This is a genomic window from Flavobacterium sp. B114r (genome assembly GCF_056824125.1).
On sequence record NZ_CP124858.1, the window covers coordinates 1,627,519 to 1,644,002 of the forward strand.

Below are 16,484 nucleotides of genomic sequence, written 5' to 3' on the forward strand. Positions count from 1 at the left end.
AATATTTTGTAAGAAAAGAATTATATTTTATTTTTAAGGCAATCTATTCGATAACCCTGTTAATCTGTACATATGAATTTTGATAATAGGCTTCTTTAGTAGACGAAATAATGACTCCTTTTGAAGTAGAAGAATGCACAAATTTTATTTCGGTAGAATTGACTTCGACAATAAGGCCAACATGATTGATTTGTTTACTTCTGTTGGTTTTAAAAAAGATCAAATCACCTTTTTGAGCATCGCTGAATTTGATTATTTTTCCAACCTTTGCCTGTTCATAAGAAGGTCTTGGCAATTTAATATTTTCAGACTCAAATGTAGTATATACTAAACCGGAACAATCATAGCCATTTCTTGTTGTTCCGCCAGCTTTATAGCGAACACCAATATTATCTGTGGCTTTGCTGATCAAATTGTTTACCACGTATTTGTTCTCTTTTTTCGACTCTTTTTTGCTCACAGCAGTCGAAGTCGATTTACAAGAAGCAAAAAGCACTGATAAAAGGAGTAAGATGTATATTTTTTTCAAACCAAAAAATCTTTAAACTTGTTTTAAATCAGCAACAATAAGTTTCGCCGTTTTTTTGCTTGCACCAACTCCGCCTAATTTTTGCTCAAGGATATCATAATTCTTAAGCAGTTTTTCGCGATAATTCGGTTCCAGTAATTTTTGTAATTCTTCTTTGATTCGTTTTGTATTGCAATCGCTCTGAATCAATTCAGTTACAACCTCCTCGTCCATGATTAAATTCACCAGAGAGATGTATTTTAGAGTAATAATACGTTTTGCAATTTGATAAGAAATAGTACTTCCTTTATAACAAACTACTTCCGGAACTTTAAAAAGAGCCGTTTCAAGAGTTGCAGTTCCTGAAGTTACCAAAGCCGCAGTCGAAGAACGCAATAAATCATAGGTTTTATTCGAAATGAACTTAATGTTTTTATTGCTGATAAATTGTTGGTAAAACTCAAAATCCTGACTAGGAGCTCCTGCGATTACAAATTCATAATCCTGAAAATCATCGACAACACTTAGCATGACACTCAGCATTTTGGTAATTTCCTGTTTTCGGCTTCCGGGCAAAACCGCAATAATAGGTTTTTCGCCTAACTGGTTTTCTTTTCTAAAAGTAGCTTCATCAAAAGGCGGCTGATTCTGAATAGCATCAATTAATGGATGCCCAACGAATTCTACAGGAAAATGATGTTTGTCCTCATAGAAGCTTTTTTCGAAAGGTAAAATCACAAACATTTTATCAACGTCATGTTTGATCGCTTTAATTCGGTTTTCCTTCCAGGCCCAAATTTGAGGTGAAATATAATAATGAGTTTTATAATTTAATTCCTTGGCCCATTTTGCAATACGCATATTGAATCCCGGATAATCAATAAAAATCAAAACATCAGGTTGAAATTCCAGAATGTCTTTTTTGCAAATTTTGATATTGTTTAAAATGGTTTTCAGATTAAAAATCACTTCAATAAAACCCATAAATGCCAATTCACGATAGTGTTTTACTAAAGTTCCTCCGGCTTTTTGCATTAAATCACCTCCCCAAAATCTAATATCAGCCTGAGGATCTTCCTCATATAAAGCTTTCATTAAATTAGAACCATGCAGATCTCCGGAAGCTTCGCCAGCTATTATGTAATATTTCATATAAATTTTCTTGAAAGTGTGCTCCAATAATCAAACACAACATTTTTTTGCATAGCAAAGATAAGATTTAAATAAATAAAGTAGAAATTGCAAGAACAATCACTGCAAGAACAACACCTCTTGCCATGAGTTCCTCATTTCTTTTTAACAGAATTCCAAAAACCGCAAGATCCAATACTGTTCCTATAGTGATTACTTTTCCCATGTATCCTTGCTGTTTTATGGTTTGAATTCCTGTAGAGATGTCAAACTTTGTAAAAAAAGCAACAAATAAATAACTGCCTAATAATGCAGTAAAAATCCCGATGATAAAACCAATAAGGATGTCTTTCTTACTCATTTAAGTTCCATGTATTAAGGAGTTGCATAGAATGATGTGCCGTTAGGTCAAATTGCACCGGAACTACAGAAATATAACCATTTTCTAAAGCCCATTCATCAGTATCTTCACCTTGGTCTTCGTTAGTAAATTTGCCTGTAAGCCAGTAATAATCTTTACCGTGAGGTGTTTGGCGCTTGTCGAATTTCTGTGCATAGTACGCTTTCGCCTGACGGCAAATTTTGATTCCCTTAATCTCTTCTTCTTTTAGTTTCGGGAAATTAACGTTCAGAACAACACCCGGAGGAAGCTTGTTTTTAAGCGTTTCCAAAGTGATTTTTTTTACGAATGATTTTATTTGTTCAAAATCAGCATTCCAGTCAAAGTCTAAAAGGGAGAATCCAATGGCCTGAATTCCTTCTATTCCTGCCTCGACAGCAGCACTCATGGTTCCGGAATAAATTACATTTATAGAAGAATTTGTACCGTGATTAATACCTGAGACACATAGATCAGGTTTTCTTTTTAGGATTTCATTTACTGCCAGTTTTACACAATCAACAGGAGTTCCTGAGCAGCTGTATTCGGTTATAGGATCTTCTTCTTTCGAAATTTTGTCAAGAAATAAAGTGTTGTTTATGGTAATTGCATGACCCATTGCGCTTTGAGGTTTGTCCGGAGCTACTACAACTACCTCTCCAATAGTTTCCATAACACTTATCAGAGCCCTGATTCCGGGTGCTAAGATACCATCATCATTGGTTACTAATATTAGGGGTTTTTCATTTTTCATGCTGTGATATTTATTCTGATTTGTCAAAATTAAGACTTATAAAAACAAATGTAGTAACAGATTTTAGTAGAATACTAACAAATAAGTAAAAATTGTAAACTAAATTCAAGAAGACTTTTGAGCGTCAAACATTTTTATATCTTTAACAAAAAATTATAGTGAACTTGGCAAGTTGACATAGTTTTTACAGTTAACTTAGATTAAAAAATTTGATGAATGCTATTATTAAGTTTATGAAAAGAAATTATAAAATACTTATAGCCGTATTATGCTTGTCTTTAACCTTATTTGCTTTTAAAATTAATGCAGATAAGTCAGTTGATCCGGACCCGAACAGAGATAAAACACTTTTAGAATTACTTGCATTTGTTATTGAAAAAGGACATTATAGTCCTGCGGAAATAAATGATGAATTTTCTAAAGGAATTTTTAAAGATTACGTAAATGCACTGGATCCTTCAAAAAGATTCTTCTTACAGTCTGATATTGATGAGTTTAAGCAATATGAGCTGCAATTAGATGATCAGTTTTTGAATAAGGATTTAACGTTTTTCAATCTTACTTACACAAGATTGATGAAACGTATGGAAGAAAGCAAAAAACGTTATAAAACGATTTTAGCTCAGCCATTTAATTATGATGTTGATGAAACTTTCAATGCTGATTATGATAAGCTGCCTTATGCAAAAAATGCGACAGAGATTAATGAAAGATGGAGAAAACAAATTAAATTGTCGACACTTTCTTCACTTGTAACGAAGCAAAAACTAGAAGAAGATAAAAAGAAAGCAGATCCTAATTATAAGGAAAAATCTTTCGAGACTCTGGAAAAAGAAACTCGTGATAGTTCTTTAAAATCATTAGATGATAACTTTAGCCTTATTAAAGATCTTAATAAAGAAGATTGGTTTTCTGTATATGTAAACTCAATTATGAGTCGTTTTGATCCGCATACAAGTTATTTTGCTCCGGAAGAAAAAGATCGTTTTGATGTAAATATCAGTGGAAAACTAGAAGGTATCGGAGCAAGATTAACCAAGAAAAATGATTTCACTCAAATAGATGAGTTAATTTCCGGCGGACCAGCCTGGAAAGGAAAACAACTGGAAGCAGGAGATTTAATCTTGAAAGTAGCGCAAGGAAACGAAGAGCCTGTAGATGTTGTAGGGATGCGTCTGGATGATGTTGTGAAAAAAATTAAAGGTCACAAAGGAACAGAAGTAAAACTAACAGTTAAAAAAGTAGACGGAACTATCAAAGTAATTTCGATTGTCAGAGATATTGTCGAAATTGAAGAAACCTATGCTAAATCTAGTATTGTAGAAAGAAACGGATTGAAATATGGTGTGATTTATTTACCTAAATTTTATATCGATTTTGAAAATAAAGACGGTCGTGATGCAGGAAAAGATATCGCTCTTGAAGTTGAGAGATTGAAAAAAGAAGATATCAGCGGTATTGTACTTGACGTTCGTGATGACGGAGGTGGATCTTTATCTACAGTGGTTGATATTGCAGGTTTATTTATTGAAGACGGACCAATTGTTCAGGTAAAATCAGCAGGTAAAAAGAAAGAAGTTTTATACGATAAAGATAAAAAAATCGAGTGGGACGGACCATTAGTAATTATGGTAAACAGCTTCTCAGCTTCGGCATCAGAGATTTTGGCTGCTGCAATTCAGGATTACAAAAGAGGTGTGATCATTGGTAGTAAACAAACTTACGGAAAAGGAACTGTGCAAAATGTTCTGGATTTAAATCAATTCGTTCGTAATGCCAATTATGGTGATTTGGGAGCATTGAAAATTACAGGACAAAAGTTTTACAGAATCAACGGAGGTTCAACTCAATTAGAGGGTGTTCATAGTGATGTTGTTATGCCGGATCGTTATGCTTACCTAAAAATGGGAGAGCGTGATAATGAAAATGCTATGCCATGGGATAAGATTGATCCAGCGGATTATACTACGTGGAAATCGAATGAGAATTTTGCTAAAGCAATTGGCAATAGTAAGAATAGAATCGCTCAAAATGCACAATTCAAATTAATTGAAGACAATGCAAAATGGATCGATGTTAAAAACAAAGAGAACACTTACAGCTTAAATATCAATAGCTTTAAAGCAACTCAGGAGCAAGTTGAAAAAGAAGGTAAAAAATACAAACCAATTTCAGATTATAAAAATGATCTGGTTTTTAAATCTTTGCCATACGAAGAACTTGAAATGAAAAGTGATGCGAGCTTAAAAGAAAAAAGAGATGCATGGCATCAGTCATTGTCTAAAGATATTTATGTAGAAGAGGCATTGAATGTTTTAGATGATTTGCAATCTAAAGGTGGTGTCGCAAAAGGATCTGTTTCTCCTAAAATGAAAAAGGATAAATTAGTAAAATCTTAATTCTTTAAAGGATTAATTTGTTAGAAAACGCTTCAAAAAGTACTGCTTTTTGGAGCGTTTTTTTTGTAAGTTTAACTCAAAATTAAATACGGATAAATGAGGAATTGTATTGTTTTAGGTTTGATGGTCTTTGCATTATTGTCATGCAAAAAAGAAATGAGTGATAATGTTATGATTCAGGAAAAGGAATCTGGTTTTGTTTCCGGTCAAAATAGTACAGACTCACTGTATACATTTGCCTATCTGCCAAGTTCTACAACCAGACAAATTGTAAAACATCAATATTATACACTTTCTTATAATGAAAAGTTTGAGCAGGCTGAATGGGTTGCTTATGAATTAAAGAAAGAATACCTGAAAAATTCAAATTACAAACGTCCTTATTTTATTGAAGATCCAAAGGTAACAACACGTTCTGCAGATTGGAGAAATTACAAAAATTCAGGCTATGATAAAGGACATCTTTGTCCTGCCGGCGACATGGAATTTGATCAGAATGCTTATAATGATACCTTTTATACTTCAAATATTTCACCTCAGGATCATGATTTTAATAGCGGAATCTGGAATAGACTGGAGCAAAAAACACGCTATTGGGCAGATAAATACAATGATATTTATGTAGTAACAGGAGGGATTCTGAAAGATTCAGATAAAAAAATAGGAACAGAAAAAGTAGCTGTTCCTAAATATTTTTATAAAATTGTCCTCGCTAAAACGGGAAAAGAGCATAAAGCGATTGCTTTTTTGATTCCAAATGAGGACAGCAAGAAATCGCTTTATGATTTTGTAGTTCCAATTGAGACTTTAGAAAAAATGACAGGAATTGATTTCTTTCCCAATTTAAAAAACTTAAAAGACAGTAAGGATTTTTAGGATAGCGCTGCTTTCATAAGAACTCATTACTAAAGATATTTAGCGCAAAATAAACACGAATTAGTTGGTAAAATAATGTCACAAACTAAGTTAGCGTAATTAAACTTTGTGCAAGTTCTTACAATTGGTGTTTATAATATTTTTGTCTATAATAGTAGCTATTGGAACAGTCATCAGAATTGGAAAATTACAAGTTTTTTTGTGCTTTTCCCGGGTTAAATAGCATATAACTTAATAAGGCTAAAATCCAGACACCAATTCCTCCGTACAATAATACCATCTCAAAACCATGGGCAAGAGCTGCATGTAAAACAGATCCGGAAGAGTCTAAGATATTCAATTCCGGAAAATCCTGATTCAGGGACGAAAAGTTTCCGGCTGCCACTTTTTCTGCAATAGTGTGCAAGGCTGTTTTATTAAGAGATCCTGCAAAAGCAGCATTCAGATAAGAATAAATTCCCTCGACCAGAATAAAGCCCATTAATGCAATGTTAATAGATAGTGCAATCATTCTTGCGCTCATATCGATACCGGATGCCATACCAGCCCGATTACTCGAAACTGAACCTGTGGTGGTATTGGTCACCGGAGTATTAGTAAAACCAAGTCCAATACCGGCCATCAAAGAACCCGGAAGCATTGTAACCCAACTTGGATTGTCTGCAATCATACCATATCGCATCAAAATAAACCCTAATCCTAATATAAAAAGGCCAAATGGAATTACGATTCCTGAACGATATCGAACCGAAAAATATTCGGCAAATGGAGGAATGATTAAAGTAGGCAGCGTGTAGGCAAGCAAAGAAAGTCCTACTGAGACCACATCATATCCTAAATAGGTTTGAAAATAAATAGGCAAATAAATTATAAAGGGCCAGAAGCTGAAATTCATTCCTATAGAACCCATGATTGCGCCCGAAAAATCACGTATTTTGAATACAGAAAAATCAAACATGGGATATTCATTTGTTTTTTCGACCCATATAAATAAGATAAAACTTATTGCTGCAACAATTATACTGCCCAAAGCTATTGGGCTTGTGAAACCTAGATCCGGTCCTTGTGTAATAAAATAAATTAAGCCAAAAATAGCTGCCGACAAGGTAATCATACCCCAAATGTCGATTTTTTTAGCATGAGAATCCTTAGACTCGTCTACATAACCGTAAACCAAAGCCACGGCAAGAATAGCAATGGGAAAATGAATTAGAAAGACCCATTCCCACGATAATAATGCTATTATTGATCCGCCAATAATAGGTCCGAACCCTAATCCGACACCAAGAATAATTCCCCAGATACTAAATGCCCTGCTGCGTTCCTTTCCTTCCTGAAATTGATGGGATAAAGTGGCTACCTGACAAATTAACATTGCCCCGCCGCTTACTCCCTGAAAAAAACGGCTAATAACCAGAAACGTTATATTTTGAGCGAGACCGCAAGCTAAAGAAGAAATCCCAAATAAAATTAAGGTTATTATAAGAATGCGTTTTCGGCCATATCGATCAGCAAGAGTTCCTGCGGCCATTAGAACCGTAGTACAGCCAATAGTATAAATATTCATGATCCATTGCATGTCTCTAAGGTTCGCTTTTAGTACTTTTTCTAATGTTGGGAGTATTACGGGAACACTTGAGATTTCGAGAGAAAACATTAATGTAGCCAGGCAAATGGCGATTAAGGCAATTGTGTTTTTGGTTGAGGAAATTTTTTGCTCCATTTCTTATGTTGTTTTATGTTTGGCAAAAATAAACTGCTATAAGATGTTATTTCAGTACTATTTTGTTATAAAAAGGTATCTTTGCAGGATGAGAAAAGAAAACATGCATCAATCTGTCGAAGTGCTTTATAAAAAAGTAGATGAATGCCCAATTGTAAATTCACAATTTAGTTTCTTTCAATTGGTATATGTTATTTCAGGAAATGGATTTCTTCATATCAACGGCAATTGTATTTCTTATCAAACAGGGAATCTGATGTTGCTTACTCCAAATGACTATCACACATTTGATATTACAAATACAACTGAGTTTTTGTTGGTAAAGCTTAATAGCGAATATGTAAAAGAGTACAGGTCTAAAAGTATTGATCATATCGAATGTTTGTTGCATTATGCAACGCATTTGTCAGGCTGTATTTTGAATAGAAAAGAAGACGAGTTTCTTGTCAGTTCAATATCAGAATCGTTAGTACATGTTATAAACAGCAAAGATATTTATGATGAGGATTTAATAATTCACTATGTAAATGCGCTAATTGTAATTGCCGCAAGAAACATTGCAAAAATAAAACCACTGGGAATAAAAGAAAGTGCTGATAAAAGAATTCTTGAAATCATCAATTATATTCAGGCTAATATTTTCTGTCCTCAAAAAATAAAGGTCTCCGTTATAGCAGAGAAATTTGATATATCAGATTCCTATTTAGGAAGTTATTTTAAAAATCATTGTGGCGAAACGATCCAGTCTTTTGTCTCCAATTATAAAATAAGATTAATAGAGCACCGCTTAAGTTTTAGCGATATGAGGATCAATGAAATTGTAGATGAATTTGGTTTTTCTGACGAAAGCCATCTCAATAAATTTTTCAAGAAACATAGAAATATAAGCCTCACAGGATATCGAAAAGCTAAGATTCTGTTGGCTTAATTTTCGCTCTAAATGGATACAAAAAAAGCCGAAGATTACTCTTCGGCTTCTGTTATTTTTATCAGTTTTGAGCTTAGAAAGCAGTCAAAGCTTTTAATTCTGCAATAGTCTGAGTTGGATTCTCTGCTTTAAAAACAAAGCTTCCTGCAACTAATACATCAGCACCGGCTTCTACCAATTGTTTGGCATTTTTGCTCGTTACACCACCATCAATTTCGATAATTGTAGAAGCATTTTTGCGGGTAATTAAAGCTTTTAGCTTTTTAACTTTATCATAAGTGTTTTCTATAAATGATTGTCCTCCAAAACCTGGATTCACGCTCATAATGCAAACTAAGTCAATATCGTTTATTACGTCTTCCAGCAAATCAATATTAGTATGAGGATTAATCGCTACTCCGGCTTTCATTCCTTCTGCTTTGATTGCCTGAAGAGTTCTGTGAAGGTGAGTACACGCTTCATAATGAACAGTTAGGTTATTTGCACCTAAATCTGCAAAAGTTTTGATATATCTGTCCGGATCAACAATCATCAAATGAACGTCGATTGTTTTTTTTGCATGTCTTGAAATTGCTTCTAAAACCGGCATTCCAAAAGAAATATTAGGAACAAAAACACCATCCATAATATCAATATGAAACCAATCAGCCTGACTGTTATTGATCATTTCGATATCACGTTGTAAATTGGCAAAATCAGCTGCAAGAACAGAAGGAGCAATAAGTGTATTCTTCATTGTGTAGTTGTGTGTAGTGTTATTTTTGCAAAAGTAAGACTTTAGTTTTTGTTTACAATGAAATTAGATTTCATTTTTTATGAACCATTAAGAGATTAAGCTAATTAAGTTTAGTTTGCTTAATTAGCTTATTTTAAATTCATTGATAATTTAACTTTATGAAGCTTAATATGTTAATGGTTAAAATAAACACAATAAAAAACTCCGGTAATCAGCCGGAGTTTCAATCATCAATCAAAAAACGAACAGTCAATCAAACTGTTGTTTGCGTTAAAAAAATTCCAAGTTTTAAGTTTCAAGTTACTCAAAGTAGCCTGAAACCTGAAACCTGAAACAAATATTTTTTATCCTAAGTAAGTTTTAAGAATTTTACTTCTTGAAGTATGTTTTAATCTACGGATTGCTTTTTCTTTAATCTGACGAACACGCTCACGAGTAAGGTCGAAAGTTTCTCCAATTTCTTCTAAAGTCATTGGGTGCTGATCGCCAAGACCAAAATACAAACGAACAACATCTGCCTCTCTTGGAGTTAATGTTTCTAATGAGCGCTCGATTTCAGTACGTAATGATTCGTGAATTAACTCTCTGTCCGGGTTTGGAGATTCTCCAGAACGTAAAACGTCATAAAGGTTAGAATCTTCACCTTCAACAAGAGGTGCATCCATTGATAAGTGACGACCGGAGTTTTTCATAGACTCTTTTACGTCATTTACAGTCATGTCAAGTTCTTTTGCAATTTCTTCAGCAGAAGGCGGACGCTCGTTAGATTGCTCTAATAAAGCATACATCTTGTTAATTTTATTGATAGAACCAATTTTGTTTAATGGTAAACGAACAATACGGGATTGTTCAGCCAAAGCCTGAAGGATCGATTGACGAATCCACCATACAGCATAAGAGATGAATTTGAAACCACGAGTTTCATCAAAACGCTGAGCAGCTTTGATCAAACCTAAGTTTCCTTCATTAATTAAATCCGGAAGAGTTAATCCTTGATTTTGATATTGTTTAGCAACCGATACAACGAAACGCAGGTTGGCTTTTGTTAATTTTTCTAAAGCTTTTTGATCACCAGCCTTTATTCTTTGTGCTAATTCTACCTCTTCATCAGCGGTAATTAGGTCAACTTTTCCAATTTCTTGTAGGTATTTGTCTAACGATGCAGTTTCACGATTGGTTACCTGCTTGGTGATTTTAAGTTGTCTCATGTTTTTTGTCTCCTCAATTTTTAAGTGTACAAGTAGTTATACGTAAAGAGATGCGAAAAGGTTACAATATTTTTTATTTTTTTATTTTTCTAATAAAAAGAAAGCTCTTATTTGAGAATTGTTAAAGTTCTAATTCAGGCTTGAGCCCTTTATATCGATGATTTCTTTGATGAAAACGGGTTTTCCGGTGGACGAAAATCCTTCTAAAATTATTTCGAATTTACCTGAAACATCAGATGCGTAAAACTTTATTTTTGAATCAGCGGCACTTAAATCTACTTTTGGCAACCATAATAACTGATGTCTGTAATCAGGAATTCTGGCATTTTTAGGAGTGGCATAATCAGGACTGAAATATTCTTTTTTAGACTGAGGTCTCAAAAGCTCCGGTCTTATGATAAAACTTCCTTTAAGTTTTGTTTCATAATCTCCGTTTTTGGTAGTAAACGCAACCACACCATTAAAAGATTTTGAGCCATAATAGTAGATTCCTTTTACAACATTGATTTTATAAATATTTTTAGGATTATAGGCAAAGAGTTCATTCAGGTCTTCTATTATTAATCCGTCAACAATGATTAGTGGAGGCAGCTCAGATTCGTAATTTTGGTCGAAGTCGTAAACATGAATCGCATAGTTGTTTTTGTTCTTTGTATAGTACGTACCGTAGACAACCTCAGTTATAGTTTCCTGTACCGTTGGAAATCTTGTATAATCATCTAGTTTGTATTCTTTTGATAAATTACTGTAAAAAGGAATCGTATCGTTTGAAGATAATATGCTGTCTTTTTTGATGTTGTAATAAGCATTCTCTATTTGACTCGCGATTAACCTTTCGGAAATGTTTTGTTTGAATTCTGAATTGAAGGAAAGAGTAGGGAATGTCAGGCTTGAGAAATCGAGATCTTTTGGTTTGTCTATTTCAATAGTATAATCCTGTTTGTTGTCTTCGATGATTTGAACAACGAGATTTGAACCGGTATTGGATTTTCCCAGATTAAAAATGAATCTGCTTTCAGCATCAGTTTTGGTTAATTTTAAAACATAATTTTTGCCTACTATAGACAGGGCAACTTTTTTATTTTTAGTGTCTGAACTGGCGGAGGATATTTTTCCTGAAATTATTTCACCACGTAATTCCGGTAGAATATAATTGGTATTGTGTATTGCATTATCAGAGTTTTTATTGAGATTGCTTATTTGCAATTCTTTGAAGTTGGTTTTGTTTTGAGATAAAAAACCATCCGCTTTTTTTATTGAAAGGCTATAGTTGCCCTTGGTAAAATCATCAGAATTTGTTTTTATTTTAAAAGCTATTAAATCCCTGTTTGTATATGTTTTGCTTGTTAAGTCAAAAGATATATTTTCATCAGTTGCATTTTCTGAAAGATTTGATTCTTTCTGAGAAATTGTGTTTGTTACTTTTTCTTTATAGGGATTTACAATATAGAGATCGATATTGCAATATTCCGCAGCTCTTTTGTTTAGCATCCAATTGGTATAACCAATTAGTTTATAGTTTCCTGTTTCGAGCGTTGTAGGAATAAAAAAATCACTATTAGCCGTGCCGTCTTCAAGAAATAACTTATGAGTAAAAACGGTTTTTTTATTGCTGTCGATCAGTTGTAGGTAGGCAATCTTGCTGTATTTCGAAACTTGATTTGTTGATTTGTCGATACAGAAAACCTTGTACAATAAAGTTTCTCCCGTAAGATACGCATTAGCATTTGTGCTGATATAAAGCGACTCGTTTAGCGTTTTGTCTATCTCATTGAGTTCAGTAATAGAATTGGTTTTTTGAGCAAACGAACTTTGCTGTAAACTAATTGCCAGAGCTACGAGTAATATGTATTTTAATCTATCCAAAATAATGGTTTTATATTTGATGAAAATGAAGTGCAGTCTCCGCATTCTATAGGATATAATATATAGTCTCCGCTTTCGTCAGGAAAGTATGTTCTTAGTCCGCTTGCCAATAAGTTTAGAATTACATCTCCTTGGCAAGGCGGTTCATCAAAGCAATATTTATAAATATAGCTGTCCTTATCTGCTACAGGAATTGGAGCCGGACAATCATACTGATATTTTGGGATAAACTGCCCGGGAAGAACATCAATAAAATTGAAAAATAATCTCTTTTCTGAATAAGAAGATACCTCAAAATAACCAATTACTTTTTCTCCGGGGTTGTCAACCGGATTAATGTTTCCGTAAAAGAAACCGGGCTGGGTTTGTGATAAAATACTTCCGTTATTTGATATTTCTTTCAATGTTTCAAAGAAAGTATGAGCAGCAAGACTCTGAACATATTGTTTGACTAATATGCTATATCTGCTTCTGATAATAGGATCTTTACTGCTAATGAATCTCACAGGAAAATTAATTACTCTGTCCTCGCTCAGCTGGTTGGTATTTGTTAAGATTAATTCATTTGATTTCTGGCTTAAATAACAAATTCGGGCTTCTGAGGTTCTGTCTTCAAAAACGACTTTTCCTCTTGGTTTTGTACCGGGAGTAAAAAGAACCGGAACAGCTTTTTGATAATACCATTTAGGGGCAACAACCCTATAGGTTTCTTCGTATTCGTACCTGTAATATCTTGATTTATTGGTAGGATCTGCACTGTTTACGGTAATTTCGACACCAAGTTCACCATTTTTTGTTACCGCTTTAGATTCTAAACTGTTAATCTGGGTTTGTTGCGGCAATTTTTCTGTAGTCGAAACATAAGATCTTCCATTGCTTGTGCGAACATGCAATTGATATTGTCTGTCCGGACTTGCCTGAAATTGATCTGAAGAAACATACAAATCTTTAGTTTCCTGAAAATCATATTTAGTGCCAAGATCATCCGTTATAAACACTGTTGCTTTAGTCTCGAAGGTTGGTGTTTTTTCTTCAAGTTTATAGGTTCGGGATAATTTTATTTCCTGATGCTTATATTCATTAGTAATTGTTGCTTCTATCACAATAGCATCTTCAAACCCATTGGTCTGATACTGATAAGGTGTCGTACAGCCCAATACCGAAGAAAGAACTAATAGTACAAGAAATCTATATAGGAAGATTTTTTTCATAACCTTTTAAAATTTAAAATTATAGGTAATAGTTGGTATCGGCACCGAGAAAATAGAAGTCTGGTAGGCTTTTACCTGGCCTTCTTTAGTCACAAAAAAGATAGAGTACGGATTGTTTCGGCCTAATACATTATAAACAGAAATATTCCAGAAACTGTGAGCCAGTTTTTTTATTTTGTGATTCCCCTCAATATTTAATCCAATATCTAATCTGTAATAATCCGGTATTCTGTATCTGTTACGATCACTATACATCGTGTATTCTGCTCCGTTATACGTATATTTTCCAATAGGATATGTAATTGGACGTCCGGTTTGATAAACAAAATTCGAAGAAAAACTATAGCGATGAGTGATCTTATAATTCATTACGATACTCACATCATGAGGTTTATCAAAATTCGTTGGAAAGAAAGCACCATTGTTTACTTTTTCATCATTAAACTGACTGTCCAGTTTTATAAATGTTCTGGAATAAGTGTATCCAATCCAGCCATTAAGTCTTCCTGTTGATTTTTTTAGTAAAAACTCAATACCATACGCCTTACCATTTCCTTGTAATAATTCTGTTTCTAAATTTTCATTTAAAAGAATGTTTGCACCCACCTTATAATCTAATATGTTTTTAGATGTTTTATAATAACCCTCCAGGCTCAACTCAATATCTTTATAGTCTAGTTTTTTAAAGATCCCCAGAGAATACTGCAAGCCGCTTTCAGGTTTTACATTCAGGTCAGACAGTTTCCAGGTGTCAGTAGGCGATTGGGTTGTATTGTTCGTCAGGAGATGAATGTATTGATAGTTTTTATCAAAACCGGCTTTAACGAACAGGCTTTCATCAAAAATATAACGTAATCCTATTCGGGGTTCAAACCCTCCGGAAGAATTTATGACTTCATTATTCGCATAAACTTTTTCTTCTGTTACAGTCGACGGAGTTTTGGGAACGCCCTCTTGATAAATTTTTTGAGTAGAAGGGCCAAGAGCTGCATAATAAGAATATCGGGCACCAATGTCTAACAATAATTTTTCGGTGATTTTATATTTGTCAGAGAAAAACAAAGCCGATTCCAGACCTTTTTCATCGTCAATTTTTATAGAATTCACTAAGGATGATGCTCCGTTTGGATTAATTTCTCCCGGATTGACTTTGTATAATTTACTGGCTATTCCGTAAGTTAATCTGTGTTTGCTGTTCAACTCACTATTGAATTTCAGGCTTGCCTGAGTTTCGTTTATTTTATATTTAAAAATAAAAGATTCAGGATTCGCTGATTCATAATCAATGCTAAATTTATATTCACTGTTCGTCACATTAAGCTCACTGTTGTTTTTCTCGTTAAAAGAATGTTTCCATTTCAAAGAAACAAGACTGTTGCTGTACCTGTACAAAGAGTCAGGCGTTATGCTGTATTTGTCTTTACTATAATAACCCGTAGCCTCAACTGAATTGTTTTTATTTATTTTGTGACTGTATTTTGCAAATAAATCATAGAATGATGCCTGGCTATTTTTCAGGTTCTCATCGTCTAATGATTTTAAAATCCAATCAGAGTATGTGGCTCTTCCGCCCACTAACAAACTCGCTTTTCCTTTTACAACAGGAATAGAAGCAGTAAGATTACTCGTTACAGGACCAATACCTCCTTCTCCGGAAAATTTTTCAGTGTTGCCGTTTTTAGAAGTGATATCAAAAACAGAAGACAATCGGCCTCCAAATTCTGATGGTATGCCGCCTTTATAAATATCAACTTTATTTATCGTGTAGGGATTAAGAGAAGAGAAAAATCCAAAAAGATGAGCAGGATTGTAAATGGTTCCGTTATCCAGCAACATCAAGTTTTGATCTTCTTTTCCGCCTCGTACATTAAATCCTGAAGAACCTTCTCCAGCCGTTTTTATTCCCGGAATGGTTAAGGCAATTTTTAGTACATCTCTTTCTCCCAGAACCAACGGAACGGTTTTTATGCCCTCGGCTTCAATTGTTGTAACGCCTGTTATGGCAGTTCTGATGTTCTGACTGTTCTTTCCTTTTACAATAACCTCTTTTAATTGATTTATTTTTTCGATTATAGAAAAATCTAACGTTCCGTTACTATAGATCATTATTTTTCGGGAAGTATTATTGTACAAAATCGACTGAATTTCGATCGTAGCCAAACCTACCGGAAGTTTTAAACTATAAAATCCTTCACTATTAGTTATCGTTGATATTTCCGTATTTTTTACCTTAACAGTTACATCTCCTAATTTTTTGTCATCTTTTAGATCTGTTATATGACCGGAAAGCGTATAAAAATCAATCTCAGCATCTATCGTTTCCTTACCGATTAATGCGATTGGAGCTGTTTTTTCGGCTTTGTTTTTGGTAACCGAGTCGTATTGCTGAAAAAACACCGGGACATTTATATCCTTTGTTTTAGTATTCTGAAACGTATTATAAATGATGCTGTTTTTTGTTAAGATGATCCTGTTCTTATCCATAAAGAAGTTAAGGTCAGTATCTTCAAAAACTTTAGTCAAAACATCCTGGAACGGTTTGTTCGAAAAATTTCCTGACACTAATATCGTCGTATCAAACCAATCGTCCTGAAAATAGAACCTGTAATCAGTAGAAGCTTCTATTTTTTTTAAAACATCTATCCTGTTGATGTTGCTGTAACTAAGGTTGATATTGTTTTTTTGATCTTGTGAATAGAGCAATGGATTAAAACCGAAAAATAATAAAAAGATGATAAATATTCTCATTTGGCTAATTTCTACTG

At 33.8% G+C, this 16,484-nt stretch carries 13 protein-coding genes; 3 read left to right on the top strand and 10 right to left on the bottom strand.

The window, feature by feature from the left end; translation table 11 throughout:
* Positions 1-43 precede the first annotated feature (43 nt).
* The 4 genes from QLQ94_RS07225 to surE all read right to left on the bottom strand — a co-directional run bounded on the left by QLQ94_RS07225 (position 44) and on the right by surE (position 2,772).
* Positions 44-529 carry a C40 family peptidase gene (locus tag QLQ94_RS07225; RefSeq protein ID WP_271336941.1) on the bottom strand — a complete coding sequence of 162 codons (486 nt, stop codon included), beginning with the start codon at positions 527-529 and terminating at the stop codon, positions 44-46.
* Between the two features lie 12 nt (positions 530-541).
* Positions 542-1,660, bottom strand: coding sequence for a lipid-A-disaccharide synthase (gene lpxB / locus QLQ94_RS07230; protein ID WP_271336942.1), 1,119 nt, complete (start codon positions 1,658-1,660; stop codon positions 542-544).
* Between the two features lie 67 nt (positions 1,661-1,727).
* Positions 1,728-2,000, bottom strand: a complete 273-nt coding sequence (locus QLQ94_RS07235) for a hypothetical protein (RefSeq protein ID WP_271336943.1) — start codon at positions 1,998-2,000, stop codon at positions 1,728-1,730.
* The gene (gene surE, locus QLQ94_RS07240; protein WP_271336944.1) at positions 1,993-2,772 is read right to left on the bottom strand and encodes a 5'/3'-nucleotidase SurE; all 780 of its coding nucleotides are present in this window, start codon (positions 2,770-2,772) and stop codon (positions 1,993-1,995) included. Before surE ends, QLQ94_RS07235 begins: the two co-directional genes overlap by 8 nt.
* A 212-nt stretch (positions 2,773-2,984) precedes the next feature.
* On the opposite strand from surE, the gene QLQ94_RS07245 reads away from it, so the two are divergent.
* The gene (locus QLQ94_RS07245; protein ID WP_271336945.1) at positions 2,985-5,171 is read left to right on the top strand and encodes a carboxy terminal-processing peptidase; all 2,187 of its coding nucleotides are present in this window, start codon (positions 2,985-2,987) and stop codon (positions 5,169-5,171) included.
* 96 nt (positions 5,172-5,267) lie between these two features.
* Positions 5,268-6,047 carry a DNA/RNA non-specific endonuclease gene (locus QLQ94_RS07250; protein WP_271336946.1) on the top strand — a complete coding sequence of 260 codons (780 nt, stop codon included), beginning with the start codon at positions 5,268-5,270 and terminating at the stop codon, positions 6,045-6,047.
* Positions 6,048-6,234: 187 nt separating this feature from the next.
* On the opposite strand, the gene QLQ94_RS07255 is transcribed toward QLQ94_RS07250, so the two are convergent.
* Positions 6,235-7,770 carry an MFS transporter gene (locus QLQ94_RS07255; protein ID WP_271336947.1) on the bottom strand — a complete coding sequence of 512 codons (1,536 nt, stop codon included), beginning with the start codon at positions 7,768-7,770 and terminating at the stop codon, positions 6,235-6,237.
* A gap of 88 nt (positions 7,771-7,858) precedes the next feature.
* On the opposite strand from QLQ94_RS07255, the gene QLQ94_RS07260 reads away from it, so the two are divergent.
* The gene (locus tag QLQ94_RS07260) at positions 7,859-8,698 is read left to right on the top strand and encodes an AraC family transcriptional regulator (protein ID WP_271336948.1); all 840 of its coding nucleotides are present in this window, start codon (positions 7,859-7,861) and stop codon (positions 8,696-8,698) included.
* A gap of 73 nt (positions 8,699-8,771) precedes the next feature.
* On the opposite strand, the gene rpe is transcribed toward QLQ94_RS07260, so the two are convergent.
* From rpe to QLQ94_RS07285, 5 genes are all read right to left on the bottom strand, one after another.
* Complete coding sequence (rpe, locus tag QLQ94_RS07265; protein ID WP_271336949.1) at positions 8,772-9,434, bottom strand: ribulose-phosphate 3-epimerase; 663 nt, start codon at positions 9,432-9,434, stop codon at positions 8,772-8,774.
* A 344-nt stretch (positions 9,435-9,778) separates the two neighbouring features.
* Positions 9,779-10,642, bottom strand: a complete 864-nt coding sequence (locus tag QLQ94_RS07270; protein ID WP_140508168.1) for a sigma-70 family RNA polymerase sigma factor — start codon at positions 10,640-10,642, stop codon at positions 9,779-9,781.
* Between the two features lie 129 nt (positions 10,643-10,771).
* Positions 10,772-12,508, bottom strand: coding sequence for a hypothetical protein (locus QLQ94_RS07275; protein WP_271336950.1), 1,737 nt, complete (start codon positions 12,506-12,508; stop codon positions 10,772-10,774).
* A complete protein-coding gene (locus tag QLQ94_RS07280) occupies positions 12,496-13,719 on the bottom strand; it encodes a DUF4249 domain-containing protein (RefSeq protein ID WP_427402120.1) in 1,224 nt (407 codons plus the stop codon). Before QLQ94_RS07280 ends, QLQ94_RS07275 begins: the two co-directional genes overlap by 13 nt.
* A gap of 6 nt (positions 13,720-13,725) precedes the next feature.
* Positions 13,726-16,467 (bottom strand): TonB-dependent receptor, encoded by a 2,742-nt coding sequence (locus tag QLQ94_RS07285; protein WP_271336952.1) that lies wholly within the window; start codon positions 16,465-16,467, stop codon positions 13,726-13,728.
* Positions 16,468-16,484 lie beyond the last annotated feature (17 nt).

Excerpts from the sequence above, each read along its gene's own strand:
- lpxB (WP_271336942.1), bottom strand. The coding sequence starts at position 1,660 with ATGAAATATTACATAATAGCTGGCGAAGCTTCCGGAGATCTGCATGGT.
- QLQ94_RS07235 (WP_271336943.1), bottom strand. The coding sequence starts at position 2,000 with ATGAGTAAGAAAGACATCCTTATTGGTTTTATCATCGGGATTTTTACT.
- surE (WP_271336944.1), bottom strand. The coding sequence starts at position 2,772 with ATGAAAAATGAAAAACCCCTAATATTAGTAACCAATGATGATGGTATC.
- QLQ94_RS07245 (WP_271336945.1), top strand. The coding sequence starts at position 2,985 with ATGAATGCTATTATTAAGTTTATGAAAAGAAATTATAAAATACTTATA.
- QLQ94_RS07250 (WP_271336946.1), top strand. The coding sequence starts at position 5,268 with ATGAGGAATTGTATTGTTTTAGGTTTGATGGTCTTTGCATTATTGTCA.
- QLQ94_RS07255 (WP_271336947.1), bottom strand. The coding sequence starts at position 7,770 with ATGGAGCAAAAAATTTCCTCAACCAAAAACACAATTGCCTTAATCGCC.
- QLQ94_RS07260 (WP_271336948.1), top strand. The coding sequence starts at position 7,859 with ATGAGAAAAGAAAACATGCATCAATCTGTCGAAGTGCTTTATAAAAAA.
- rpe (WP_271336949.1), bottom strand. The coding sequence starts at position 9,434 with ATGAAGAATACACTTATTGCTCCTTCTGTTCTTGCAGCTGATTTTGCC.
- QLQ94_RS07270 (WP_140508168.1), bottom strand. The coding sequence starts at position 10,642 with ATGAGACAACTTAAAATCACCAAGCAGGTAACCAATCGTGAAACTGCA.
- QLQ94_RS07280 (WP_427402120.1), bottom strand. The coding sequence starts at position 13,719 with ATGAAAAAAATCTTCCTATATAGATTTCTTGTACTATTAGTTCTTTCT.
- QLQ94_RS07285 (WP_271336952.1), bottom strand. The coding sequence starts at position 16,467 with ATGAGAATATTTATCATCTTTTTATTATTTTTCGGTTTTAATCCATTG.